Here is a 24,328-nt window from a genome sequence, read left to right as displayed (position 1 = left end):
GCCCGCCTTCGATGAGCTAGCCTTCGGCCGCCGTCTTCAGCATGTGAAGCATGTCCTCGTGGCCCTTGCGCAGCTTGGCGCTGCTGTAGAAGAGCGTCAGCAGGGGGCCGGCCATGGACTCCTCGATGGTCACGCGCGTTCGCCCGTCCCCGGCCGCCTCCAGCCGCATCCGGTCGATGGCCTTGACGTAGCCCATTGCGACGCCGGTCCAGGCGAGTTCCCGCTCCGGCTCCACCACGGCGAAGGTGGACTTGATCGCCTGTCCCCGGATGTTCCAGCGGAAAGGCGCGTCCGGCTTCATCTCTCCGAGCTCGATGACGTACGCGTCCGAGCGCCACTGTGGCCAGCTCCTCATGTCGGCGAGCAACTGCCACACCTTGCCGGCGGGGGCGTCGATGACGATCGAGGACAAGTCGCCGGGTCCGCCTCCGGTCGCGCCGCGTGCATCGGCGACCCCCGGATCCACCTCTCGCCGATCCGGAGGTTCGGAATGACCTTCGTGCCGCTGCCCCGGTAGCCGGGCGGCGTGCAGGCGTTCAAGATGATCATCCCTGCTCGGCAGGACCCGCTCGACGGCCGTACGTACTCACCGGTCACCGTCGGCTGGTGCTAGACGATCGCGACCTGACGTTGCCGACCGGTGAGGCGGCCGAGTTCGACATGTCCCTGCCACACCGGCTGGGCCACGGCCGGAATCATTCGACAATGTTATCTTGGGCGAACGTTGGAGCTTTCTCGAGTTGGAAAACCGCGGGGGCGGAGAAAATACCGCCTATAGTCGCGGACGAGAAAGTGAATTCCAATGCCTGGAAAATCGAAAAGCGGCGCTGGAACTTCCAAAGCGGAGAACGAGCAGTACAGCGCGCCTAACGTGCAACAGACCACTTCCGGAGACGCGCGCCTGCAGGGGTGCCTCTGCCAGTGCGGCAGTTCCTCCGGCGGCGGCAGCGGCACCGGAACCGTACTGGAGTAAATGTCATCATGAGTTCCAGCAGCACAGCCGGACAAACTGGCTCTAGCTATGAAAAGCCCAAAGTAGGGACAATGGCGCCCATCTCGCCCGGGCACTGCCACTGCAGTTGCGGCGCGAGTTCGGGTGCCGGTGCAGGCTCGGGCCCACCGCAGATGTAGGACCCGGCGACGTGGAGCTGTTGAGCCGTGTAGTCGTTCCGTCGCGACTGGCACTGATCCACCGCGACGGGCAGACACTGGGGTACAACCCCGTACTCAATCTGTGGCACCGGCTGAGCGAAGAGCAGGCCGAGGTGCTGCGGTGGCTGCGAGCCGGGCGGGACCGAAACCTGCTCACCGCGTATCTGCGGCGCAGATTTCACATCGCCGAACCTGCCGCGGCGGCTTCCGCGCGGCACATCGTCGAGTGGTGCGTTCTGCGCCGCCTGCTCTATCTGGACAGGGAACCGGAACCGCCCAAGGTGTCGCTGCCGGCGAATCCGCTGGCCGCGGTGTACTGGATCTGCACGCAGGCGTGCAACCTCCGGTGCACCTACTGCTACCAGGAGGCGATGGTCGCCCGGCCCGACGAACTGAACACCGAAGAGGCACTCGACCTGGTGGACCAGGTGGCCGAGGCGGGCGCCAGGACGATGGTGTTCACCGGCGGCGAGCCGTTCTCCCGCCGTGACCTGCTCACGGTCGCGCGCCACGCCAGGAGCGTCGGACTGAACGCGAACGTCATCACCAATGGGCACTACATCACCGAACGGAGCATCGCGTCCGTTGCCGAGACCTTCGACGTGGTCACGGTAAGTCTTGATCATGCCAGGCCGGAGCATCATGACAAGCAGCGTGGTGAAGGCTCCTGGAAACGGGCGACGCAGGCGATCCGGCTGTTGCTGGAAGCAGAGGTGAAAGTCGACGTCAATTCCGTGCTGGCACGGTTCGGACTGGCTGATGTGGGTGAGCTGCTCGCGTTCGTCAACGAGCAGCCCATTGGTCAGCACCGCATCGTGGCGCAGTTCCCCATGGGCCGTGGTTCGGCCGCCCGGGACGACGAACTGAGCCCGCAGGAGATCATCGAGCTGCCTGACCGGCTCCATGCCGTGCATACCTCGACCACTGACGGGCCGCGTCTGCGGCCCGAGGGAAGCTACAGCGACAAAGGCCGGCTTCGAGCTCATTGCGGAGCCGGTCTCAGCGAGGTCTCGGTCGATCCCGAGGGCTGGGTGTATCCCTGCAAGCTGCTGCAGTACCCGGAATTCAGAACACAGAATGTTCGGGACGCCCGGCTGGCGGACATCTACGCGAACAACCCGGCTCTGCAGCACACCCAGAAGAACGTCGCGAAGAGGCTCCAGCCGTGTGCCACCTGCATCATCCGTGACGGTTGCGGGGGCGGTTGCCGCGGCATCCAATACTCCTTCACCGGAAGCTACGACACCTCCCACCCTCTCTTCTGCGCCTATCTGCGACGGCAGTTCGAGGTACGGGCCTGGTCCAGCAGCGGAGACGGCTCCGTACCGCCCTCTTCGACGAATACGTTCGCCGGACCCGAGCGCTCCAGCTCCACCTTCTTTCCGCTTTCCGGCCTTCGCCTGCGAGAGAAACAACCATGAGCTATGTACGTCATCCGCAGGTGCTGTGGGACGACGTGGACGGGCAGTTGGTGCTCTGCCACACGGAGACGGCGCAGTATTACGAGCTCAACCCAATGGGCGAGAAGCTGTGGCGTGCCTGTGACGGCATCGATCTGGAAGCCATGACACGGTTGCTCGCGGAGACGCATCCCGAGGTCGATCTCGCGTCGCTGGCCGGCGACGTCCGTTCGTACGTGGCCACCCTGCTGGAAGAGAACCTGCTCTGCCTCCGCGAGGGCTGAAGATCGGAGATCGCCGGTGTCGGTAGCCATCAACAACGCCTGCGTCAAATGCGGTGCCTGCGTCTGGGAATGCCCCAGCGGGGCTATTTCACCCGGCGATCCACGTCCTGTGGTGACCGCAGAAAGCTGCACGGAATGCTACGGCTTTTTCGGCGAGAGCCAGTGCGTCGTCGTCTGCCCGGCTGACGCGATCGACGTCCACGCGGAACCGGTCGAAGAGCTCGCGCGCCGATTCGATGTCCTTCATTCCGGCCGCGCTCCACAGAACACATGGATCTGGACTCGGGTCGGCGTTCCCTAGCGCCCGTAGGCCTTGCACTGTTCACGCTGCGGCGGCTCCGACAGTGGGTCGCCGTCCTGCAAACGGCAAAACAATGACAACGCATGGATTCGGGTGGGCGCGGGAAGTCGCGGCCAGCGGGACACCCGCCACCATGACCGCATGATCGATCTGGCCGAGCTGGATGCGGTGCTGCTGGCGCAACTCGATCCGGTGGACCGGGCCCGGCTGGTGCGAGCGGGTCGCGCGTTCGGTGTCCTTGGTGCTCTTGCCGATGAGCCCGCCGGGGCTCGGCGTGGTCTGGCGTCGTACGGTCCACGTCCACTTCACCGTGTCGATGTCGGCAACACGCACACCGCGCCGGGCAAGGCGCGCATCTGGCGTGGGGAGAAGGGATCCGTGACACCGAGGTGGTGCCGGAGGGCACCACCTCGAAGATCGCGAGTGTCGATCTTGCTGTTACTTGCTGGTTGTGCCGGTGACCAGCGGCAGCGAGATCGACGTGCCGGACAGGTCGACGGTGACCTTGGCCCCGGTGCCGGGTTCGACGTTGCTGCTCTCGTCGAGGTTGAGGTCGTCGTTGGTTCCGGTCAGTATCAGGCCCAGCCGGTGCCCGGCCTTGAACTCGTAATCCAGCGGCAGCATCTTCCAGGTGATCTGGTAGGCCTTGCCAGGCGTCAGCGGCGCCTGGCGGCTCAGCGACTCGTGGTTCTGCGCGTCCAGGATTCCCCGGGTGACCACGTGGAAGTCGGAAGTCGCCACGTTGTCGCCGGCCTTGAGGTAGCAGCCGTCGTCATCGGCCGTGCTCTGGCCGACACAGTCTTCACCGCCGATGAACTTCAGGCCTTCCGCGGACGTCGCGCTGCTTGCGCGGTAGTTGATGCGGGTGTCGGTGCCGTAGTCGACGAGCACGACACCCAGGTTGGCGGTCGGCTCGTTCAGGGTGACCCGCAGGCTCACCGACGGCGTCCCGGACAGCCGCATCGCCTTCTTCAACGGCGGGGTCTGGAAGGCCAGCCGGTTGGGGTTGGCGGTGTCGGGGTTGTCTGCCACCGCGATCTCCGTCTGGGCGGTGTCGAGGTAGCTGCCGGTTCCGGTCGAGGGCTGGGCGCCCAGGGAGCCGTCCTGGTGCGGACGCAGGGTCGTCGTCCGCGCCGCGGGTGCGGGCCAGTCGGCCTGGGTGATCCAGCGGTCCGGACCGAGCTGCACGTCGACGCGCGGCCGGCGCGTGATGTCGTTGGAGACGCCCATGAGTTCGTGGTCGAACCACTGGTGCAGGGTGTCGACCCACACGTCGCGGCGGGCCCAGAACGGGTCTAGGTGTCCGTACTGCGTCACCCACGCCTTGCGCTGCACGTCGCGAGGCAGTTGGGTCCACCAGGTGGAGAACTGGTCGGCCATCACGTTCCGGTCCTGCATCCCCATCACCGAGAAGACGCTGGCGCGCACGTTGCGCGCCTTCGAGACCGGCCCGGTCCGGTAGTCGAGCTCCTGCCAATAGGCGTTGTCGTTGCCGGTGGCGTCGTCAGAGCCCTCGCTCATGCGCCGGCGCACCGCCGCGCACTTCTCGTCCGGATCCTCGTCAATCCGTGCGGCCATCCAGGCCTGCCCGTCCTTGATATCGGTGAGAGTGCCGTTCGCGCGCCACATGTCGTACCAACTGCTCGGTCCCGCGATCGGCACGATCGTCTCCAGCCCCTGCACCCCGGTGCCGGCGACGGCCATGGCGAGGGCACCCTCATAGGAGTGCCCGATCATCCCGGTACGCCCGGTGGTCCAGGACGCCTTGACCGGAGCGCCCTTGGCGTCGTAGGCGGTCGCCCGGCCGTTGAGCCAGTCGACGACCGCCTTGCCGCCCAGCACGTCGGACGGACCGCCGCTCGTCGGACAGCCGTCCGACAACCGGGTGCCGATCATGTCAACGGACACGAACGCGTACCCGCGCGGCACGAAGTAGTTGTCGTAGAACAGCGGGAACTTCGTCAGGTTCCCGTCCGCGCCGTACTTCTTCTTTTCAACCTCGAAGCCGACACCCGGTTCACCGAAGTACGGGCTTTGGTGCATGATCACCGGAACCTTGAGCCCGGGACCCGACTCCTTCGGCCGGATGATGTCCACCCGGACCAGATCCTTCTTACCGTCGCCGTCACTGTCGACCGTCGACTGCACCCGTACGTGCTCACGGATGGCGTCCTCGTAGGAGAAAGCGGGTTGCGTGAGCCCGCCGGAGACTTTGATCTTCGGCTTCGCCGTCGCGGACGCGGCGGGAGCAGCGGCGACCACGAGCGGAACCGCAAGTGCGACTACGGCGAGGATCCCTCGCCGTTTCAAACTGGACATGTGCCCTCCTTCGGGCTGGTAATTGCTATCGATGAAGCGCCGCAGCACGGGGGTCCGGCGAGAACCTCGGGACAAGCCCGTCAAGCGGCGTCGAGGACTTCGGTGATCTTGCGGGCCATGTCCGCCGGGGGTGAGGCGTGGGCGGCCGCTTCGGCGGCGACGAGGACGGCCCCAAGCGGGTCCGCGCCACCAGTCGTAAAGCAACCTTTTTGTGCGATTTGGCCACGAACTCACCCGTCAGGCCAGCCGCAAAGTCATAGAGCGGATCGACCGCGAAGTGGGACGGGGGCGGGCCCTGGCCGATCGGGGAGAGCCCACCTCGATCATTAGTGTCTGAGCGCCCCACGCGCAGCGAAGCACACACGCTCATGACCCGGTGGCTGACCAGGAAGAAGCCGCTGACATGGACCCGGAAGCCAACGGCTGCGCCGTGGGCCGCCAGAGTGCCCCTGGCAAGGATGCGATCTCAGAGTTCAGTCAAGGGAAGTCTGGTCCGCGATGTCGATGCCGGCCGAGCGTAGACGTGTTTCGATCAGTGTGGTCAGTCGGGTCCAGGCGGGTTTGTGCTCGTGTCCGTGGTGGGTGAGCAGGCTGTACCGGCTGGCGCTGTCGGTGCGGGCCTGGAGGCCGGCGGGGATGGGCAGCAGTTCGGGATCGGCGAGGAAGTGGTCGGCGATGGCGGTGGCGAGTTCGTCGATGCGGGGGTCGTCCGGCTCCCACTCGGCGGCCTGCCACATGCGCTGGATCAAGGACAAGTACCGAGGATCGTCCAGGGCACGCTCGATCCGGCAGATGTAGTCGTCGAAGCCTTCCGGTACGAGGGCTTTGATCAGGACCAGGCCTTCTCGGGCGGTGGCCACGTCGTCGGGGGTCAGGCCGAGGTCGGCGGCTCTGTCCAGGAGGGCGAGTGCGTGGTCGGGCAGCAGGGCCCGGTCGCCGGTGGCGAGCCGGCGTAGCGTGTCTCGTCGGGCGATCAGGTCGTCGATCCGGTCGGTGAGGCGTCGTTCGACGTCGATGAGCGCGTCGGCGAACCGGTCGGGGTCGGCGTCGAGTGTCGCTCCGATCTCGGCCAGGGGTACGCCGGCGGCGGCCAGGGTTCGGATCTGGACCAGTCGTAGCAGGTCGGCTGATCCGTAGCGGCGGTAGCCGGAGCTGTCGCGGCGGGGTTCGTCGATCAGCCGGTGCTGGTGGTAGTGCCGGATGGCTTTCACCGTGACGCCGGCGAAGGCGGCGGCCTGGCCGATGGTGACGCCGTCGGTCATCTGCTCTGCCGGCCTCGTGTTCGTGGGGTGCCGGCGAGTTCGCGTACTGCGTTCGCGATCGCGCGGAAGTCTTTGCGGACGATTTTGCTGTGGTTGCTGGTGACCTTCGCGCTCACTGTGATGGTGGGGTTGCGGGCGAGTACCGGGTCGAGGGTGGCGCGTGCGTCTTCCATTTCGTCATGGCCGCCGCCGAGGTTGGCGCCGGTGGCGACCACGTACCGGACCGGGCAGGTCACCCCGTCCAGGGTGGGACCGAGGGCGGCGCTGATCTCGATCAGCTCGATGTTGCTCTGGGCGTGCTGCTCGGCCGACATCCTCGCGGCCATGCCCAGCCTGGACAGCACCGGCAGCAGCCAGCGCATGCGGTGCCAGAACTGCCGGACCCGCTCCGGGGGAGCGTCGGGGTAGTCGTGCGGGTAGGCGCCGTCCACGGGCACCACTCCCACAGCGCGGCCCGGATTGCGGCCGGCCCAGTGCACCGCGACCGCCGCGCCGTAGGACCAGCCGACCACGATCGCCCGGTCCACGTCCCTGGCCGCGAGAACACTACCGACATCACGCACGTGCGTCTCGAACGAAGCCGCCGCGGCCGAACGCCTCGACCGGCCGCGGGCCCGCATGTCGTAGGTGATGTGCCGGTAGTCGCCGCCGAGCTCGGCGATGACCTGCCGCCAGTACGCCTGACTGGCGAACTGGCCATTAAGGTAGATCACACACGGGCCCGGCCCACCGGTATCGGTCACGGCCAGCGCACTGTCATCGACCGGAACCATGCCGGTCCAGGCGGAATGGAAATTGCTCACCCGTTCAGCCTGCACCCTGACCTAGGGTCAAGGTCAAACCCAGGCACAGGCATCGCGCACATTCGCCGAGGGGGCACGCGACCAAGCGCCTGAAGTCGTCTGAACGCAAGGCGGGCAGTCACTCGGGACCGGTAGGCAGTTACGACAAACTAACCCCCAACCCCGCATCCCGACTACGACCTCCCCCGGGCCTCCTTCAATCGGCGGAGCAGGTGTCGCTCTTCAGATGCCCGTACACCGTCGAGCACGGCACACCGAACAGGTCAGCGATCTGCTGGACAGTCTTGACTCGCGCGCGTCGTGCAACTCTTTGGGGCCTGCTCGAGCGTGAGGCGAGGGCGACGCCCCCGACCCGACCGCGTGCAGGGCGGAGGCCAGGCCGTCCAGAAGGACCTGGTGGTGAACGCGCCGGCCCGTCTGAATCTGCTCGCCGGGCTCCAGAAGCGGCTGCTCCTGGGTAGCGATCAGCTTGCCCCGTCGTTCCCTGTAACCCAAGGCTTTCCTCCGACACCACTGCTGCGCCCGGCACGCCGACGAGCGAGAGCGTCGCCACGACCCGCGAGTCTTCCGGCGTCGGAATCCTTACATCAGTAAACAAAGTTGGGCATGTGGGGGGTGAGGGTCAGAGCATGTTCTTGATCGGCTGGGGTGTTTCCGGTACGGGCTGGGCGAGGATCTCGGTCGCCTCCTGCGGTGTGAGCAGGCGGGCGTCGCGCAGGAGGTGGACGGACTCCTCCCACTGTTCCCGTGCTTCGCCGTGCCGTCCGAGGTCGTGCAGCGTGGTGCCGAGCCACCAGCGTGACACGGCCTCCTTCAGGCGGTATCCCGACTCGCGGAGCAGCCGCACGGCTTCGATGTAGCTCTCCACCGCCTCGGCCGGCCGACCGGCATGGCGGTAGGCGTCTCCCAGCGAATCCTGTGCCGTGCCCGAACCGGCCAGCGGATCCGCCTTCGGCCATAGCTTCACCACCTGGCGTGCTTCCTCGATCGCCTCATCGAAGCGCCCCTGACGGTAGTAGACGTGCACCCGGTTGTTGCGGACCACGACCGATCCCACAGGACGTTCGTCGTCGTCGTTGAGCATGAAAGCGGACTCCAGGTAGCCGAGTGCGTCGTCGAGACGTCCCGTGATCGTGTGGATGGCGGCGAGGTTGTTGAGGGCTCCCGCTTTCCGCCGGGGCAGGCCCGCGCGGTCCCAGTCGGTGAGCGCCGTCTCCAGTTGCGTGATCGCGGCGTCGTGGCGGCCCTGGTCTCGGAGAACCCAGCCCAGGAGGCTGCGGAGTTGTGCCTTGTCCTCCCATGCCGCGATGCGGTCGGCCACCTCGATGGCGTGCGCGTAGACGTCGGCCAGTTGGGTGTGCCAGCCCTGGTAACAGAAGGGCCAGTGGAGGCCGATGGCCAGGCCGATGGCGGTCGCCGGGTCAGGGCCGGCCAGTGCCTGCTGTGCGGCCGCGAGCAGGTTGTCCCGCTCGTCCTGGATCCATCGTTCCGCCTCCGCCAGATCCTTGAAAGGGCTGTCGGGCAGTTCGACGGGGCAGCGTGGCAGGGTGTCACGGCCCAGCATGGGGCTGGCCAGCCAGAGGGTGGTCAGGTAGTGGTGGAGCGCGCGCCGTACGGCGGTGATGCGTTCCTGTTCCGGCAGGTCCTGGTGTGCGCGTTCGCGGGCGTAAAGGCCGGCCAGGTCGTGGAGCCGGTAGCGGTCGGGTCCGGCGGGTTCAAGGAGGCGGGCGTCTTGGAGGCGTTCCAGGGCGGCTTCGGCGCGGTGGCGGGGCCAGCCGGTCAGGGCGGCGGTGGCGGCGGGGGTATGGGTGGGCAGGTCGAGCAGTCCGAGCAGGGGTAGCAGGTGGGCGGCGTCGTGGCCGGTGGGTTCTTCTCGCAGGTGGTGGTGGCTGACGGAGATGCTGGCGCGTACGGCCAGGTCGGCGTATTCCAGTGTGTCCAGGCGGCGGGTGGCGTCGGCCAGCCGGTCGGCCAGGTCGGACAGGGTCCAGTCGGGGCGGGCGGCCAGGCGGGCGCCGACGATGCGCAGGGCGAGGGGGAAGCCGCCGCACAGGTGGACTACCCGCTCGGCCGCCTGGGGTTCGGTGCGGACCCGGTCGGGTCCGGCCAGGCGGGACAGGAGTGCTGCGGCGTCGGCGGTGTTCAGGGTGCCTAGATGGAGGTGGGTGGCGTTGTCCAGGGTGGCCAGTGGGTCCCGGCTGGTGATCAGGACTCGGCAGCCGGGGCCGGCCGGGATGAGCGGGCGGATTTGGCGGGCGTCGCGGGCGTTGTCCAGGATGACCAGCAGGTGGCCGGTCGCGGTCAGGGAGCGGTAGCGGACGGCGGCTTCGCCGGGGTCGGCGGGGACGGCGGTGCCGTCCAGGCCGAGGGAGCGTAGTAGGTGGCGCAGGGCTTGGGCCGGGGTCAGCGGGTCGAGTCCTGGGGTGGATCCGTGCAGGTTGAGGTAGATGACGCCGTCGGTGAACCGGGTGGCCATGGCGTGGGCGGCGTGGACGGCCAGGGCGGATTTGCCGATGCCGCCGGGTCCGTCGATCACGGTGATGGCGGGTCCGTCGTTGGGGCCGAGGGCGGTGCGCAGGTGGTCGATCTCGGTGGCGCGGGCGGTGAAGGTGTGGGTGTCGGCGGGTAGTTCGGCCGGGATGTACGGCTGGCTGATCGTGGTCTGCTGGGCCGGGGTGGTCAGGTCGAGGGCGGGGTCGTTGACCAGGACGGCCTGGTGCAGGCGGCGTAGTTCGGTGCCGGGTTCGATGCCGAGTTCGGAGATCATGATCTTGCGGGTGTTCTGGTAGACGGCGAGTGCCTCGGCCGGGCGGCCGGCTCGGTGCAGGGCGAGCATGAGCTGGGCGGTGGGGCGTTCGCGGAGGGGGTGGGCCCGTACGTGTGCGGCCAGGTCGGTGGCCACCGCGTGGTGGTCGCCGGCGGCGAGGCGGAGATCGGCGTGGTCTTCCAGGACGGTGCGGTGTTCTTCTTCCAGGCGGGTGGCTTCGATGCGTGCCCAGGGGGAGGTCAGTCCGGCCAGGGCTTCGCCTCGCCACAGTTGCAGGGCCGTGCGGAACAGGGCGTCCGCGGCGGCCCTGCTGCCTTTCGCGTGGGCGGTGCGGGCGCGTTTGGCCAGGCGGGCGAACAGGTGGGCGTCGATCTGGTCGGGTTCGAGCGCGAGCCGGTAGCCGCCGGGCATGGTCTGGATGATCTCTTCGGTGGTGTGTGGTCCGAGGGTTTCGCGGAGTTTGGAGATCACGATGTGGAGTTGTTTGGCCATGGTCGCCGCGGAACTGTCCTCCCATATGTCGGTGAGGACCCGCTCGGTGCGTACGACCTGCCCGGCGTCCATGGCGAGTCTGGCCAGCACGCCGATTCTTCGTTGCCCGGCGAGCCGGACCGGTTCGTCGCCGGCCAGGACCTGCCACGGACCGAGGAATCTGATCTCCAGCGCCATGCGTAGCGCTCCCACCCTTCTACGGAGTCGGCATTGTAGTGCGATGATCGGGCCCATTCGCGGCGATGACGGATGGAACGCCGCCCACGGACGAATTCCAGCGCCCCACATCACATGACTATGTCTAGACGTGCGGACTTACACGTGACTTGCAGCCGAATCACCGATCACCAGGGGAGACCACGCAGGACTGCCCCACCGCGTCCTGCGCAACCCGCCGAGCTCGTCAGGGTCGCGCAGACCGGTGGTGCGCGGCACCGAACTGTGCGCCTGCCGACAATTGCATCCATGCGGGGTGGCTTGGGCCAGGGCTTGATGGGCTCGGTGCCCGTCATAGAACAGTGCATACTCGCGTAGAGGGGAACTTCCCGTCCCGATCGCGGAGCAGAAAGCATGCCCGGAAGCCCGCATCGATATTCGGCATCCACATGCGGCCGCCCTCGGGGCGGGACGTTCAGCTGGCCGATCCCGTTGATATCGCGTGCCTGTGCACCAGGGTGAAAGGAACCCCGGGTGCTGCAAGCGTCGTGCAAGCGTCACCCCGGATGATCTGCCAAGAAGATCGCCGCATCCTGAGTGTGGATCGGCGACGCGCGAACAGGAACGGCATGACTGGCAGATCCTCCATCAGGACCAGGCCCGAACACTTCTGGGCACTACGGCGGTCGGCACTGTGAACAGCCTCATCCTCGACCCTGACCTGCCCGAAGCACACCGCCGGGCGATGGCGGCTCACCCCGAACTCCTGCCGCCCGACCCGCAACGGCCCGCGTGGGGCGGGCGGACGGTGGGTGACGTTCCGGCCGCCCTGGCGCTGTCGGCGCTCTGGGCCTTCCTCCCTCTCGTCCTGGCGTCGGCACAGCACGGCCGTCGCCGGATGCTCGTCGCAGGAGCGGCGCTGCTCCAAGCGGCGGTCCTCGCCGTCTGGATCCGGTACGGCCTCACGACGTTCTTCCTCGTTTGCCTGGCCGTGCAGGGCGTCGCGGCCGTGGTGCTGCTGGCCCTGGCGGGCGAATCGCCCGTGGCCGGGTACGGCCGCCGTCACCACGGCAGGTACGTACACGCCTCCATGCTCGAGCCGCTGGACGCCGCCCTGCTGAGGCGCACCGTGGACGCGACGGACATCGTGCTGCGCTCTCCCATCGACCGGGACGGCCTGCTCGACAGCATCGCCAACCGGGTGACCCTGCCCCGCCAGGCATGGGAGATCGCCGAGACGTTGACCGAGCTGACCCGGCTGCGTCGCGAACAGGACCAAGCCCGCTCCGGCCGCGTCACCGAGCGCATCTCCACCGTGCTGGCCTCGCAGGAGGAGGCGCTGACGGTCGCGACCCGGGCGCTGGCCCGGCGGATCTCCGCCCTGGAGGAGTACGCGCTGCGTACCGAGGAGGCGGAGGCCGTCTACGCCGAGTGGCGGACGCTGCAGGATCTGGCCGAGGACGGCGACGCCTACCGTGAACTGCTGTCCAGGACGGTCCGCGATCAGCTCGCGGCCGGCGAGGTCGGTCAGCTGACCGAGCGCGCGCGGCACCTGGAGGAGTCTCTGCGTGACAGCGTCGAACAAGCCCGGCTCGTGGGGCTCACCCTGCTCACCCGGGAGGGCTGACCCGTGCTCAGGACTTCCGACCGCATGCGCGGTCTCATGGCGGCGTTCCCCATGTGGGTCCGCCTCCTCGGTGGCGCTCTGCTCATCGCCGAGCTCATCGTCGGCCTCCGCCTGGCGACAGGTGACGCGAGGCCGATCACGGCGGCCCCGCCCGCGCGGGCGTTGCCCACGCCTTCCGCCGCACCGATCGACACGCCCACCCCTGCCTCCGCCGTCCCGACACCGAGTCCGTCCTCGGCCGATCTCGCGGTCACGAGAATCCCTGAGGGGACCGTCGCCACGCTCCCGCGTCACCCCGGACGAGGCTCCAAGGTGATCGGCAGGGTGACCGATCCCAAGACGGGCCTGTCGTTCGCCGAGCTCGGCGCGCCGTGGCGGAGGAGCCGTCCCATCGGTGACGGTCCCGTCAAGGACGGCCGCTACAACCTGCGCCAGACGCTGCGCACGGAGTCGTACGGCCCGGACGAGGACCGCGACTGGTGGGCGGACATCGACTCCCAGCATCTGTGGTCCGAGCTCGACGCGGGCGACAGCCTCTACGACGCCGCCCGGGCGCTGCTCGACGACAAGCAGCGCAGCGCGTTCCCGGCGGGAACGACGGGCGAGGACATCGCCTCACAACCGGTACGCCGTGGCTGGCTGCTCGCCAGGATGATGCGGATGCCGCCGAGCCCGGACGGCCGCGAGGCCTCGCGGGAGTTGTCCGTCTCGATAGCGGTCGACACCGGTCGCCCTCGCCCGGCCGTCCTGTGGATCACCATTCCCGACACCCACGAGCATCTCTGGCCGGACGTTCGCACCCTGATGAAATCCCTCAAGGTGATGCCGGTCTGAGGCCATCAGTGCCGGCTCGTCGATGACGTGCTGGGAATCCGGGACGACGCAGTGCCCTCTCGGGGGTTGATGGACCGGGCCGCGCAGGACGAACCCGATGACCTCGCCGTTGCGGAGGCATCCGTACCGTCAGCGTGCCGGTGAGCGTGCGGGAGTCAGCCGGTCTGATCGCGGACCGATCGGCGTTCCCAGGCCAGGGCCGCGACCACACCGATGGCGTAGGCGACCAGATCCCATGGGTCGGGGAACGCGCCGACCAGGACACCGCCGACGCCCGGCGGGGTCGTGCCGACTATTTGGTAGAACTCGACGGCGGCGGCGATCGCGGCCGTGGCCAGGGCGCGGCGTGCGGCGGTGGTGCGCCACAGCAGCCCCAAGAACGCGTAGACCAGCATGGTGGCGCCGACGTCACTCACGTAACCGCGGATGAACGGTTGTCCCGGGCCCCGGTAGAAGAGGGTGAACGCGCCGATGGCGAGGGCGACGCCGCCCAGAAGGATCATGGCGCGGCGCATGAGATTGACATCTTCTCCGAATCTCAACGATCAGGACGAACCGATCATAGAGCTCGTCCCTTACGACGGCATGCTGATCGCGCCAGATCGGCGATCGCATGATGGCGACAGCATGCCATGCCGGCAACGGTCACTACCCTGGACTCCCGCCGGGTGACGTGCGGACGTGCCTTCGAAGCGAGTCGCCGGCCTGAGCGTCCGTCCACAGCGCCAGCTCGTGCCGTGTCTCCCGCACCTGCGGGTGGTCGGGGCCGAGCACACGGACACGGTCGGCCAGCAGCGCCCGCAACTCCGCCGTGCCCGTGGCGGCGTCACCGGAGCGAGCGCGGAAGACGGCGTGGTTGTACCGGGTGAGCAGGGTGTCGGGGTGGTCCGGTCCCAGCACTCCGCGCCGATCACGAAGCACCGCCCGCAGCCCGCGCAGCGCGCGGTCCAAGTCGCCCGCCTCCCCGTAGAGGCAGTTGAGGTTGTGGCGGATCACCAGGGTGTCGCGGTGGTCGGCGCCGAGCACTCTGGTGCTGTCGGCCAGTAGCAGCTCCAACTCGGTGACGGCCGTGGCCGGGTCTCCCGCCTCCCAGCGCCACCAGGCGAGCTGGCCTCGGGTGTCGAGGGTCTCGGGGTGGTCGGGCCCCAGCACTCGCAGGCAGTCACCCAGCAAGCGCTTGAGGTCCGCGCACGCCCTGGCCGTGTCGCCTGACTTGCCCCGCCAGTAGGCAAGGTGGTTCAAGGCGATGAGAGTCTGGGTGTGGTCGGGGCCTAGGACGCGCACGCGCGCCTCGTACACCTGTTCCAGGATCTCCACCGCCTCGGAGGCGGCCCCCGCCTCTCCCTTCGCGTACGCGAGCCGGTGCCTGATGGCCAGGATCTCGGTGTGCTCGGGACCCAGCACCCGCACACTGTCGGCCAGCAGTTCCTCCAGCTCGGCGATCGCCCCTGCGGAGTTCCCCGTGTCGCTGCGCTGCGCCGCCAGGTTCTGACGGACGGCCAGGGTAACGGGGTGGTCGGGGCCCAGCACCCGCACACTGTCGGCCAGCAGTTCCTCCAGCTCGGCGACCGCCCCCGCGGAATCGCCGGCCCGGCCCCGCGAGTAGGCCAGGTTGTCACGTAATCGCAGGGTGTCGACATGGTCGGGGCAGAGACGGTCGACGGCGTTGGCCACCAGGTCGCCCCAGTACGCGATCGCCGCCTTCCCGAAGCCGTCCTCCTGCAGGCTCCGTCCCGCCTCGAAGAGCACCGGGTGGGGGCCCGGCCGCCACAGGGCCGGTCCCGCGTGGTCGTGAAGCGCGCCGGCGCAGGCGCGCAATGCCTGGGTGAGGACAGGCTCGGCGGCGTCGGCGGTGGGCCACGCCGACATCAGGGCATCGGCGACGGTCACCGCGAGGGCGTCCCGTGAGCCGGGGGTCGGGAACTCGCGGACGGCACGCTGGATGAGCTGATGCACCCGTACGGCCCGATGCGGGGTGTCGGGCGCGTGGTCGATCAGGCTGAGGCGGTGAAGGGCACGCAGCCCGTCGTAGGCGTCCTCCGCAGAGACCGCTCGGCCGCGTTGGGCAGCGAGGTGAGCCAGGACGGGCGGGCTCGTCATGACCGGTTCCGGGATGCCGTTCGGCTCCAGCAGCGCGGCGACCGTCAGCAGCGGGCGGGCGATCCCGGCGGGCCGGGCCTGATCGGCGTGCTGGATTCCCAGGGACCAGGCGGCCGCCACGATCGTGCGATGGTCGTCTGGAAGGCCGCTGTCGTCGGGCATCACCTCGGCCAGGGTGCGGCGCCGGTCCGCCAGCCGCCGCCGGTACGCGGCGCACTCCAGGTCGGCGTCTATGAGGTAGGACACCCCCTGCGCCAGCGCCAACGGGAGATACCCCAGATCGGCTGCCAGCCCGTCGAGTTCCCGCTCCGGTTCGGCCCGGCTGGGAGCGTGCGCGGCGAGCTTGGCGGCCAGATAGGCACGCGCCTCCGCCGGGGTGAAGACGGCGATGTCGAGCCGGCGGCGGCCCTGGCCCGACAGGACGGCGTCCCGGCGCCGCGTGGTCACCACCATCTGCCCCGCGGACTCCTGGGGGAACGGCCACAACCCGCGCACGTCGGCGGGATCCTGCACGTCGTCCAGGACGAGCAGCCAGGGGACCGGCGCGGTCTGCGTCCAGGCCAGGAACCGCTGGGCCGCGTCCTCGGCGTCGCGGGCCTGCTCTCCCAAGCCGAGCGTGGCGGCGGCCTGGGCATAACCGGCCACGATCTGCGGGCGCGCGGTGGCAGGCACCCATACCAGCACGTCCACGTCCTGCCGCTGCCAGACCTGGCGCGCGTACGCGGCGGCCAGTTGCGTCTTGCCGATGCCTCCCATCCCGGTCAGCACCACTCCGCCTCGCTTCGCCGCCCTGGCCAGCCGGTCGATCGCCGCGCGGCGCTGGAGGCAGTCGGCCGCCGGGGGGATCACCCCCACCCGGCTTCGCCGGACGACCCACGACGACGCCGTATCCCGCCGTGCGGGCCGCCCGCCGCGTCCTGTGCCCTCGCGGCGTTCGAGCAGAGCCTGTACGCGCGTGCGTTCCCACCACTCCGGTGGCGGAGCGGTGAACTCGGGCGACCTCTGCCTGGCACGTTCGGTGAGGAAGGCGACCAGCCACCGGGCGACCCCTGGATTGACGGGAACGTTCCGGCCATTGCGCCAATCGCTCCAGGAAGCGGCCGCCACCTTCAGCGGTGGGACCTGAGCCGCGGCCTGACGCCGCAGAACGCCGCCGTCCGGAGCGCCGGCGGCCTCGTGCAGGGCCCGTAGCGCGGCGGCGTATCGGGCTGTGGTGCTCTCGGGTCGGCTCATGCCGGTCCCCCTCCCGGCCGGGTTCGGATCGTAACCGCCCGGAAAACCGGCTCACTCCGATGTTTTCCGAGGTACACCATTCTGCCCATCTGCTCCGGGCCACGACGAGGCACACGCGAAACCATCCGAACCGGTCCAATGGCGGCCTGTCCGCAGGAGGTTCAGTCATGCCGAACAGCTCATTCCCCGTCTCCTCCACTCGCCCCGCGCACAGCACCGCGAGGCGCGGCTGGTCGCTGGCGCTGGCCGCCGTCGTGGCGCTGACGCCGGCCCTCGTCCTCGGCGGCTCCGCCGACGCCCAGGCCGCCACCGCCACCGCCACCGCCACCGCCACCGCCACCAAGAGCTACGTGTTGCGGCGGGACTTCCATCGCGGCGACTGCACCATGTTCCACGGTGCGAGGTGGACTCTGAGCTCCGACGGCTACGCCACCTTCACCGGCGTCGTGACCAGCGGTGATGACGATGATGCGTGGCTGATGCGGGTGACCCTCCTCAACGCGAGCGGGAAGGACATCGGCAAGATCACATCGAGCAGCCACAACGACGACCGCACGAAGTTCGTGAAGAACCTCCCCGACTCTTCGCGGCAGTACACGTGGGAGATCAAGCGCGGGGACACGCCGGGCTACACGGGCCCCAGCGCCACGTATCCGCCGCACCTGTACGCGCAGATCAAGGGTATCCACATGAACGGTTCCCGCTGCTGACTTCGAGCACACCGGCCAGCTACCGCGCGGAAGCCGTTCAGCGGCCGGTCAAGGACCTGAAGTGGGTGAGCCTCGCGAGGTCCTTGCGCACGTCGGCGTGGTCACGTCCCTGGACGCGGACACGTACCGGAAGCACGTCCTCATACAGCTCGCAGGCCCGCCCGTGATCGCCTGCCTCGCCGGTCCATCGGGCCAGTGCGGAGCGGACGGCGAGAGTTTCCGGGTGCTCGGGACCCGAGACCCGGTCGCGGTCGCGGACGACGGCGACCAGCAGGTCGCGGGCGCCGGCCGGGTCGCCGGCCCGGCCGGACCAGTGGGCGTGGTTGGCGCGGATGGTGAGCGTGTCGTGGCGGTTCTCGCCGTAGACGCGGACGGCGACAGGGACGAGGGCGGCCAGGCGGTCACGGGCGGCCGCGGCGTCGCCTGCCTCGCCGGTCTGCCACGCCAGGTTGCTGATGGTCTGGAGGGTTTCGGGATGTTCGGGGCCGGACACGCGCTCGCGCAGGGGGAGGAGTTCGGCACACAGGTCGCGGGCGGCCGCGGCGTCGCCGGACCTGCCGGTCCAGAAGGCCAGGCGGTCCCAGGCGGTCAGCGTGTCCTCGTCTGTCACGCCCAGCACGCGTTTACGGCCCTCCAGGACGTCGGCGTACCGCTCGCGGGCGGTCTCGAAGTCGCCGGCCAGCCCGATCACGAAGGCGACGTCGTCCATCGACCACAGGGTGTCCGGGTGGTCGGGGCCGAGGCGCTCCAGGCGTGTGGCCAGCACCCGCTCGTGCAGCAGGCGGGAGGTGGGGTAGTCGCCACTCCAGGCCAGGAATTCGGCGACGCGGCGGAAGGCGGGCTCGAAGGGGTCGAGCGCGGCCACCACGTGCGGCAGCAACCGGGCGAAGGCCGGCCAGTCCTTGCGGTGCTCGGGCATCTCGGGGACCGCCGCGGCCAGCACCTCGGCCGCGGCGGCGCGCCACCTCTGTTCCTCGGCCACCTGGTCCAGGACCACGAACCGGACCAGCCGGTGCACGGATGTGCTCCCGTCGCCGACGGGCCGGACCAGGGAGTACGCCCGCAACGCCCGTACGGCGTCGTCCACCGCCGCCTCGTCGTCGAGGAGGGACCCCAGCAGGGGACGGGCCCGTGCCTCCCCCGTGAGTGAGGCGGCCGGAAGCAGCAGGCGCAGCGGGATCGCGTCGGGGGCGAGGCAGGCGAAGAACCGCAGCATCGCGATGGCCTCGGGGTTCCGGCCGGCCAGGCGTTCCAGGGCCAGCGTCCAGGTGGCGGAGACCGGCTGGTCGTACTCCCAGGGGCGGCCCCTGCTCAGCAGCTCGGTCCGGCGCCGGCGCAGCAGGGCCAGATACTCTCCCAGCGTGCGGCCGGTTTCGAGGGTGTACGCCGCGGCCTGCTCCAGGGCGAGCGGCAGCAGTCCCAGTTCCCTGGCCACCTCGGCGGAGGCCTCGGTGTCGTCGTCCCCGGTCCTGGTCCGCAGGAAGGCGGCGGCGACCGCGGGTTCGAGCGTGTGCACCTCGACGCCCAGCGGGGGCGGCCAGTGGGCGTACCGGCTGGTGATCAGCACGTGCCCGTGCCCGGCAGGGGGCAGCACCCGGCGGATCACCCCGGGGTCGGTGACGTTGTCGAGCACGAGCAGCCACGGCCCGGGGTGGGCGGCCAGGGCGGCGTGCACCTGGGCGGCCGGGTCGGCGCCGTCGATCAGGCCGCGCACCCCCAGGAGCAGCGCCAGCTCCGACAGGCCGTTCGACAGCACGACCTCGTCCTCCGCCGCGAACTGCCACACCAGGCGGTAGCCGTCCCGATGCCGGTAGGCGTACTCCAGCGCCGCGCTCGTCTTGCCCACCCCACCCAGACCGTGCAGCACGAGCATCGCGGGCAGTGCGCCCGCCTCGCGGAACCGTCGCTCGATCTCGGCCAGCAGCGCCTCGCGCCCGGCAAGCCGCAGCGGCCGGGGCATCAGCCGCACCGGATGCGCCGGAGCCGCCGCCCGCTCCTGGTACAGCGTTCCGATCGCGATCGCTCCGCGATCGGCCTGGACAATGCCGGGACCGGTCAGGCGTCGGACGGGCCCGGCCGGGGAGGGTTTCCCGTGGCCCCCGGGTCCTCCGTGGACCTCGATGGCTCCGTGGACATCGGGTTTCCCGTGGACACCGACCCGTGGATCACTCCCGCCGCGACGCCGCCGTGCGACGCCTCGATCCTGACGGTGCCACCGGCCGCCAGCCCATGATCGCCGGCCTGCGCTCCCTCGGGTCTTCGCAGCTCGCCGACCAGCCGTTCCAGTTCGGCGGCGAACTCCGGATCGCTCTCCGCCGCCTCCTCCAGCGCCAGCCGCACCCGCTGCCGCGTCCGCGGGCTCTCCCGCCCGTCCTCCGTCTCCTCCTCGAGCCGCGTCAGGGCGGGCTCGTTCCCCAGCCGCTCGGTCACGACCTCGTGCAATCGGTCCATCCCGGCGTCGATGGCCAGATCCACCTCCTCATCGGCCCGCCGGAACACCCGGCCGAACTTCTGCACCAAGTAGCCCACCGCGTAGCCGGCCAGCAATTCCAGCTCCATGCCCACCTCCTCTTGGCTATCGTGCTCCTCACCTCCGCTGTTTCGGCACGGCTCGGAGTCGGTGGGGCTCGTCGGCGTATGTCGGCCACTGAGGTGCGGTCAGAACCGGCGAACATCGGCTCTGCCGCGGAGCTTGCCGCAGGATGAAGGCGCGGCGTTCCTCGACGACCGCGCCTCCATCCGTGCGCATCCCGCGGGATCAGTCCAGCCAGCGGCCGACCCCACGCACGGTGACCTCCAGTAGTTCCGCCGGATTGTCCGGATCCGGATAGTAGATGATCATGGTGGTACCGGCCGGCAGCAGCAGTTTGATGGCCTGGACGCACCCGGCCACGGTCTGGCGCTGCGCATCGGGCCCGGTGCCGCTGACCGGCACCGCGTCGCAGACGCCGCCGCGGTTGTTCATGACGAGCCGCAGCGTGTTCTCCTTCAGCGCCACCTCCCGCGTGGCGACGCGGTAGGCGAGCTGCGTCTCAAGGTGCCAGGCCGGGGGCGCCATGGGCAGGCCGAACTGCTGCGTGTACAGCAGGCTGAGACGTTGTTCGAGGGCCGCGAGGTCGTCGTGCAGACCGCTCTCGACGGTGTAGTTCGCCCACTTCTCCAGATCGGTGACCGGCGGCAGACTCGCGATCGGCAGGCCGTTCGCGTCGAGCACCCGTCCGGACTCGTCCACGATGTAGCCCTGGTTGTTGAGCTGTTTGATGGTCTCGCTCACGTCCCTGAGCTGGTTCGCCGCGTCCTCGAACGGGCAGTGCCCGCCTTCCTGGACGCATCCGATCGGAACCGTGCGCAGTATCGACGTTGCCAGCTCGGTCTCGCGGGTCGCCCAGAGGATGGACAGATCGGATTGGCGCGCGAGCAGGTACATCGTTCCCCAGATCGAGTTGTACTCGCCGAACCGAAGTTCCTCCGGGACGTGCGACTCCACGAAGGTCCCCCTCCACTGGGACGCGTACTCGTCCCAGTCGGGATCTTCGGACAGTTCCAGGGCTCCGGTGAGGCAGTCCTTGACCGACTGCGCCGCATCCGCGACACCGCCCTTGAGGGCGTTCTTGCAATCGCCGACCAGGCCGTACTGGGAGGCGGCGTTGACCAGGTCCGCGCCGGTCAGGGCTATGTACTCTTCGGCGAGGAGTTGGGCGTCGGTCTCCCGGTTGCCGATTTCCCTGGCCGCGAAGGAGAAGATCGGGCTCAGGACGATGGACATACAGGCGTCCTGGGCTTTGCCGACGAACTGCCTCTTGCAGTGCTCGACGTTCTCCTTGGCGAAGCCGTCCGGATCGTGGAGCGGCCCCTTGGGGTCGTTCAGGATCTCTTCAGCGCGTGCGTCGCAGTCGTGGTAGCCAGGATTGCCGAGCTTGGGGGCATTCTTGCAGTGGTCTTTCAATTCCCTCTTGAGCTCGCGCAAATGTGCCTCGGCCTCAAGCCGATAGGTCTCGAACACTTCCGCGGCGATGCGAGCCGCTTCGGACGCGCTCTTGCCGGCCTCGATCTGCGCGGCGTACGCGGTGTCATAGGCGGCGTAGGCGCTGGCCGCGTCCTGTGCCGCCGAGACGGCGGAGGCGCGGGCCCAGCGGGCCGAGAGGGACGCCGACCTGGCCGACTGCTGGGCCTGCTTGGTCGCTGCGGCGGCGGTGCGGACGGCCTCGGCGGCCCGTTCCGCGGACGCGGCGGCGTCGCGGGCGTGGGCCACGGCATCGGCCGCGAACTTCCTCGCCTCGTCGGCCGCCTTGCCGGCGTCGTTCGCGTAACCGATGGCCTGCTCCGCCGCACCGCGGGCCTCCGCCGCCGCGGCCTGCGCGGTGCGCGCGAAGTCGACGGCCTGCTGCGCGATCTGCGAGGTCTCGATCATCAAGGAACTGGCGATGTAGTTGTGCGTCGCGGTCGCGTAGTCGCGCTGGGCCGCACGGTGCCGCTCCACCTCCAGGAACTCGACCTGCATCGCCGTCGTGCCGGCCAGCGCGATCTGGGCGCCGTTGCGCACCTCGGTCCCGTGGGAGTCGTCCCCGGCGATCGCGCCGACCTTCGCCCGGACGTCGATCGCGTAAGCGGTGTTGTGGTCCTTGTCGAGGAACTTCTTGAGGGCGTCCGGCCTGTCCGAACGCAGGGCGATGTTCGCCGCCTCCTCGATGTGGGTGTGGCCGGTGCCGCGGGCGTCGGAAAGGATGCCGTTGACCTCCTCCCGGTCCTCGGCGGCTCGCTCGGGGTAGTCCGGGTCCTTGAGGAACTCGATGACGTCGGACCATCCGCTGTCGAGAGCGTCCTGAGCGGCCGCTCTCATGGCCGGGCTGCCGGTGATCATGAGGCCGGTCAGCCTCGTGCGGTCGTCCTGCTCTTCCGCGGACGCGAGGCCGCTCTTGACGAACTCGATGGCGAAGAGGTCATTGTCCTCGCCGAGAGCCGTCATGGCCGCCGAACTGGTCCACGTGCCGGGCACGGTCGCGAAGTAGCGGGCCACCTCCCGCGCCTTGGGGGCCGCCGACGCGGCCTCGGTCTCCGGCGCGCCGGCGACCTCGGCGATCAGCGCGTCGATCTGCGGGGTGTGGTACTGGCCCATGGGCACATCGAAGCCGCGAGCCTCCCCCAATCGGGCCTCGGCGGCCTTCTGGCTGATGTGCCGGGCGAAGGACAGCTCAAGTTCCAGCTCCTTCTGAAGTCGTTCGGCGTCCACCTCACGCGCCGCCTTGTAAACGATCTGGGCCGTCTCGGCCGCCCGCAACGCGTCCTCCGCCGCGCGGAAGGCGTTGTTCGCGTGCTGCGTCGCCAGCTCGGCCGCGTTGACGGCGCTGCCCGCATGCTGGGCCGCGCTCGCCGCGGCGCTCGCCGACTGCTCCGCGTAGGTCACGGCGCGCGTCGCCGCGTCGCGCGCCTTTCCGGCCGCGTCCTTGGCGATGTCCGCCTGACGTACCGTCTCCTCGGTGGCGCGCCTCGCCTGGTCCGCGCTCGCTTTCGCCCGCGCGGCCGCCGCGAATGCGTTTCGGGCCTCGGCGCTGGCCGCTCCCGCATATCGCCCGGCGGCCTCGGCCGCGCGTCCGGCGGCCTCGGTGTTCGCCCTGGCCGAATCGGCGGCGGCGACCGCGGCGTGCGCCTGCTCGGTCACGACGATGATCTGATTGATGGGCGAGATCAACGCGGTGATCTCCGGACCGATCCGCTGCATGTCCCGGTTGTACTTCTCCGCTCTGGCAGCGGCCGCCGCGTCCAGCTCCGCCGCCGTCGCGGCCGCCCACGCCTCGTCCGACTTCGTGTGCGCCCGCGCCGCCGCGGTCGCCGCGCGTGCGGCGGCCCCTGAGGCCGCCCGCGCGGCCGTCGCCGCGGTCCGCGCGGCCTGTACGGCGACCCGGGACGCGGCCGCGGCACGGTCGGCGGCCTCGGCGGCGCGTTGGGCCTGACGCTTGGCCTCCGCCGACTCCTGCCCGGCCAGCGAGGCGAGGCGTTGCGCCTCTTCCGCGTCGCTCTTGGCCGCCGCGGCCTCGGCTTTCGCACGGTCGGCCTGCGCGACCGCGGAGATCGTCTCGAACGCCGCGCGGCGGGTCGCCTCCGCGGCGCTCGCCCGGAGATCGTTCAAGGTCTGGGCCTCGTTGTCCCGGGCCTGGGCCACCCCCCAGTCGATCTGGGCGAAGCGCTCCAGCATCTCCTGGCTGCCGTCCTGGAGCGCCCGGTTCGCCGCGGCCTGCACCTGCGGGCCCCCTTCGGACATCGCCCGGTTGGCGACCACGCGCAGGTCCATCCGGTACGGCACCCGCCAGCCGGAGTCGACGAACTTCCCCAGGTCCCCACGCGACCCGTTGCGCAGCACCGCGTTCGCGGCGGCCTTGACCTCCGGCCCGCCGGCCGCCTTCATCTTGTTCACCATGGCGCGCAGGTCGATCTCCCGGGCGGTCTCCCAGCCACCGTTGAGGAACCTCGCCACGGCGCCGGCGTCGTCCGAGACCAGGGCGGCATTGGCGGCGGCGGCCACCTCAGGCTCGCCCTGGGACTTGATGCGGCCGACCTGCTCACGATCGTCCTGCGCCACGAGCTGGGGAAGCCGGGCGAGCAGGGCACAGACCGCCGCTCTGTCCCCGAGCAGCGCCTGCTCGGCGGCCGGGCGCACGTTCACGCCGCCCGTCACCCACGCTTCCAGAACCACCTGACGTTCGCATGCCGGTGCTGGGGGCGGGTCCGCCGCCGCCTTCGCCTCGGTGATGGGGCTGCCCGCGAGAAGCAGCGAGAGCACGGTGCCGATGACCCCTGCCGTTCTGCCACCACGTAACGCTCGAATCGTATTCACTTCCACCATTTCCATCGATGTGGTCAATGAACGGGCCGAACGGCCGGCCGGAGCTC

At 69.6% G+C, this 24,328-nt stretch carries 17 protein-coding genes; 6 read left to right on the top strand and 11 right to left on the bottom strand.

The annotated features are described in order from the left end of the window. Positions 1 to 16: 16 nt before the first annotated feature. On the bottom strand, positions 17 to 412 hold the full coding sequence (locus tag C4V41_RS31005; RefSeq protein ID WP_200824338.1) for an SRPBCC domain-containing protein: 396 nt from the start codon (positions 410 to 412) through the stop codon (positions 17 to 19). A gap of 730 nt (positions 413 to 1,142) precedes the next feature. Between C4V41_RS31005 and C4V41_RS30995 the strand changes: the two genes are divergently transcribed. The 3 genes from C4V41_RS30995 to C4V41_RS65900 are packed head-to-tail and all read left to right on the top strand — an operon-like array spanning position 1,143 to position 3,137. After that, positions 1,143 to 2,573 (top strand): radical SAM/SPASM domain-containing protein, encoded by a 1,431-nt coding sequence (locus C4V41_RS30995; RefSeq protein WP_146103844.1) that lies wholly within the window; start codon positions 1,143 to 1,145, stop codon positions 2,571 to 2,573. Next, the gene (locus tag C4V41_RS30990; protein ID WP_103959500.1) at positions 2,570 to 2,836 is read left to right on the top strand and encodes a PqqD family protein; all 267 of its coding nucleotides are present in this window, start codon (positions 2,570 to 2,572) and stop codon (positions 2,834 to 2,836) included. Before C4V41_RS30995 ends, C4V41_RS30990 begins: the two co-directional genes overlap by 4 nt. Before the next feature lie 16 nt (positions 2,837 to 2,852). After that, the gene (locus tag C4V41_RS65900) at positions 2,853 to 3,137 is read left to right on the top strand and encodes a 4Fe-4S binding protein (RefSeq protein ID WP_160150455.1); all 285 of its coding nucleotides are present in this window, start codon (positions 2,853 to 2,855) and stop codon (positions 3,135 to 3,137) included. A 21-nt stretch (positions 3,138 to 3,158) separates the two neighbouring features. Here the strand turns inward: C4V41_RS65900 and C4V41_RS63225 are convergent, their stop codons facing one another. From C4V41_RS63225 to C4V41_RS30955, 5 genes are all read right to left on the bottom strand, one after another. Next, on the bottom strand, positions 3,159 to 3,470 hold the full coding sequence (locus tag C4V41_RS63225; RefSeq protein WP_200824337.1) for a hypothetical protein: 312 nt from the start codon (positions 3,468 to 3,470) through the stop codon (positions 3,159 to 3,161). A 105-nt stretch (positions 3,471 to 3,575) separates the two neighbouring features. After that, complete coding sequence (locus tag C4V41_RS30975) at positions 3,576 to 5,456, bottom strand: CocE/NonD family hydrolase (protein WP_103959498.1); 1,881 nt, start codon at positions 5,454 to 5,456, stop codon at positions 3,576 to 3,578. A 473-nt stretch (positions 5,457 to 5,929) separates the two neighbouring features. Next, positions 5,930 to 6,718, bottom strand: a complete 789-nt coding sequence (locus C4V41_RS30970) for a MerR family transcriptional regulator (RefSeq protein WP_103959497.1) — start codon at positions 6,716 to 6,718, stop codon at positions 5,930 to 5,932. Beyond that, positions 6,715 to 7,521, bottom strand: a complete 807-nt coding sequence (locus C4V41_RS30965) for an alpha/beta fold hydrolase (RefSeq protein ID WP_235030469.1) — start codon at positions 7,519 to 7,521, stop codon at positions 6,715 to 6,717. The genes C4V41_RS30970 and C4V41_RS30965 overlap by 4 nt, the downstream gene beginning before the upstream one ends. A 622-nt stretch (positions 7,522 to 8,143) precedes the next feature. Beyond that, positions 8,144 to 10,957: an AfsR/SARP family transcriptional regulator gene (locus C4V41_RS30955; RefSeq protein ID WP_160150454.1), complete on the bottom strand. Its 2,814-nt coding sequence runs from the start codon at positions 10,955 to 10,957 to the stop codon at positions 8,144 to 8,146. A 673-nt stretch (positions 10,958 to 11,630) separates the two neighbouring features. On the opposite strand from C4V41_RS30955, the gene C4V41_RS30950 reads away from it, so the two are divergent. Continuing rightward, on the top strand, positions 11,631 to 12,563 hold the full coding sequence (locus C4V41_RS30950; RefSeq protein ID WP_103959493.1) for a hypothetical protein: 933 nt from the start codon (positions 11,631 to 11,633) through the stop codon (positions 12,561 to 12,563). Between the two features lie 3 nt (positions 12,564 to 12,566). Then, positions 12,567 to 13,397 carry a hypothetical protein gene (locus C4V41_RS30945; RefSeq protein WP_146103843.1) on the top strand — a complete coding sequence of 277 codons (831 nt, stop codon included), beginning with the start codon at positions 12,567 to 12,569 and terminating at the stop codon, positions 13,395 to 13,397. A gap of 155 nt (positions 13,398 to 13,552) precedes the next feature. On the opposite strand, the gene C4V41_RS30940 is transcribed toward C4V41_RS30945, so the two are convergent. Both C4V41_RS30940 and fxsT (C4V41_RS30935) read right to left on the bottom strand, forming a co-directional pair. Beyond that, positions 13,553 to 13,912 carry a DUF2809 domain-containing protein gene (locus C4V41_RS30940; protein ID WP_103959491.1) on the bottom strand — a complete coding sequence of 120 codons (360 nt, stop codon included), beginning with the start codon at positions 13,910 to 13,912 and terminating at the stop codon, positions 13,553 to 13,555. Positions 13,913 to 14,045: 133 nt separating this feature from the next. Next, positions 14,046 to 16,730 (bottom strand): FxSxx-COOH system tetratricopeptide repeat protein, encoded by a 2,685-nt coding sequence (gene fxsT / locus C4V41_RS30935; RefSeq protein ID WP_103959490.1) that lies wholly within the window; start codon positions 16,728 to 16,730, stop codon positions 14,046 to 14,048. 167 nt (positions 16,731 to 16,897) lie between these two features. Here fxsT (C4V41_RS30935) and C4V41_RS30930 point away from each other — a divergent pair, with 167 nt between their 5' ends. After that, positions 16,898 to 17,440 carry a DUF6294 family protein gene (locus tag C4V41_RS30930; RefSeq protein ID WP_103959489.1) on the top strand — a complete coding sequence of 181 codons (543 nt, stop codon included), beginning with the start codon at positions 16,898 to 16,900 and terminating at the stop codon, positions 17,438 to 17,440. A 37-nt stretch (positions 17,441 to 17,477) separates the two neighbouring features. Here the strand turns inward: C4V41_RS30930 and fxsT (C4V41_RS30925) are convergent, their stop codons facing one another. From fxsT (C4V41_RS30925) to C4V41_RS30915, 3 genes are all read right to left on the bottom strand, one after another. After that, positions 17,478 to 19,400, bottom strand: a complete 1,923-nt coding sequence (gene fxsT, locus C4V41_RS30925; protein WP_146103842.1) for an FxSxx-COOH system tetratricopeptide repeat protein — start codon at positions 19,398 to 19,400, stop codon at positions 17,478 to 17,480. A gap of 95 nt (positions 19,401 to 19,495) precedes the next feature. Beyond that, positions 19,496 to 19,999, bottom strand: a complete 504-nt coding sequence (locus C4V41_RS30920) for a chromosome partitioning protein (RefSeq protein ID WP_103959487.1) — start codon at positions 19,997 to 19,999, stop codon at positions 19,496 to 19,498. A gap of 199 nt (positions 20,000 to 20,198) precedes the next feature. After that, complete coding sequence (locus C4V41_RS30915) at positions 20,199 to 24,218, bottom strand: DddA-like double-stranded DNA deaminase toxin (protein WP_160150453.1); 4,020 nt, start codon at positions 24,216 to 24,218, stop codon at positions 20,199 to 20,201. Between the last annotated feature and the right edge of the window lie 110 nt (positions 24,219 to 24,328).

The organism is Nonomuraea solani, from assembly GCF_900108335.1.
Taxonomy (GTDB): domain Bacteria; phylum Actinomycetota; class Actinomycetes; order Streptosporangiales; family Streptosporangiaceae; genus Nonomuraea; species Nonomuraea solani.
The sequence above is the reverse complement of the archived record's forward strand: the minus strand, read 5'-3'. Positions and strand labels throughout refer to the sequence as shown.

Bases quoted from the DNA above. Each gene is read 5' to 3' on its own strand.
- C4V41_RS30990 (WP_103959500.1), top strand. From the start codon at position 2,570: ATGAGCTATGTACGTCATCCGCAGGTGCTGTGGGACGACGTGGACGGG.
- C4V41_RS30975 (WP_103959498.1), bottom strand. From the start codon at position 5,456: ATGTCCAGTTTGAAACGGCGAGGGATCCTCGCCGTAGTCGCACTTGCG.
- C4V41_RS30970 (WP_103959497.1), bottom strand. From the start codon at position 6,718: ATGACCGACGGCGTCACCATCGGCCAGGCCGCCGCCTTCGCCGGCGTC.
- C4V41_RS30955 (WP_160150454.1), bottom strand. From the start codon at position 10,957: ATGGCGCTGGAGATCAGATTCCTCGGTCCGTGGCAGGTCCTGGCCGGC.
- C4V41_RS30940 (WP_103959491.1), bottom strand. From the start codon at position 13,912: ATGCGCCGCGCCATGATCCTTCTGGGCGGCGTCGCCCTCGCCATCGGC.
- fxsT (WP_103959490.1), bottom strand. From the start codon at position 16,730: ATGAGCCGACCCGAGAGCACCACAGCCCGATACGCCGCCGCGCTACGG.
- C4V41_RS30930 (WP_103959489.1), top strand. From the start codon at position 16,898: ATGCCGAACAGCTCATTCCCCGTCTCCTCCACTCGCCCCGCGCACAGC.
- fxsT (WP_146103842.1), bottom strand. From the start codon at position 19,400: ATGCCCCGGCCGCTGCGGCTTGCCGGGCGCGAGGCGCTGCTGGCCGAG.
- C4V41_RS30920 (WP_103959487.1), bottom strand. From the start codon at position 19,999: ATGGAGCTGGAATTGCTGGCCGGCTACGCGGTGGGCTACTTGGTGCAG.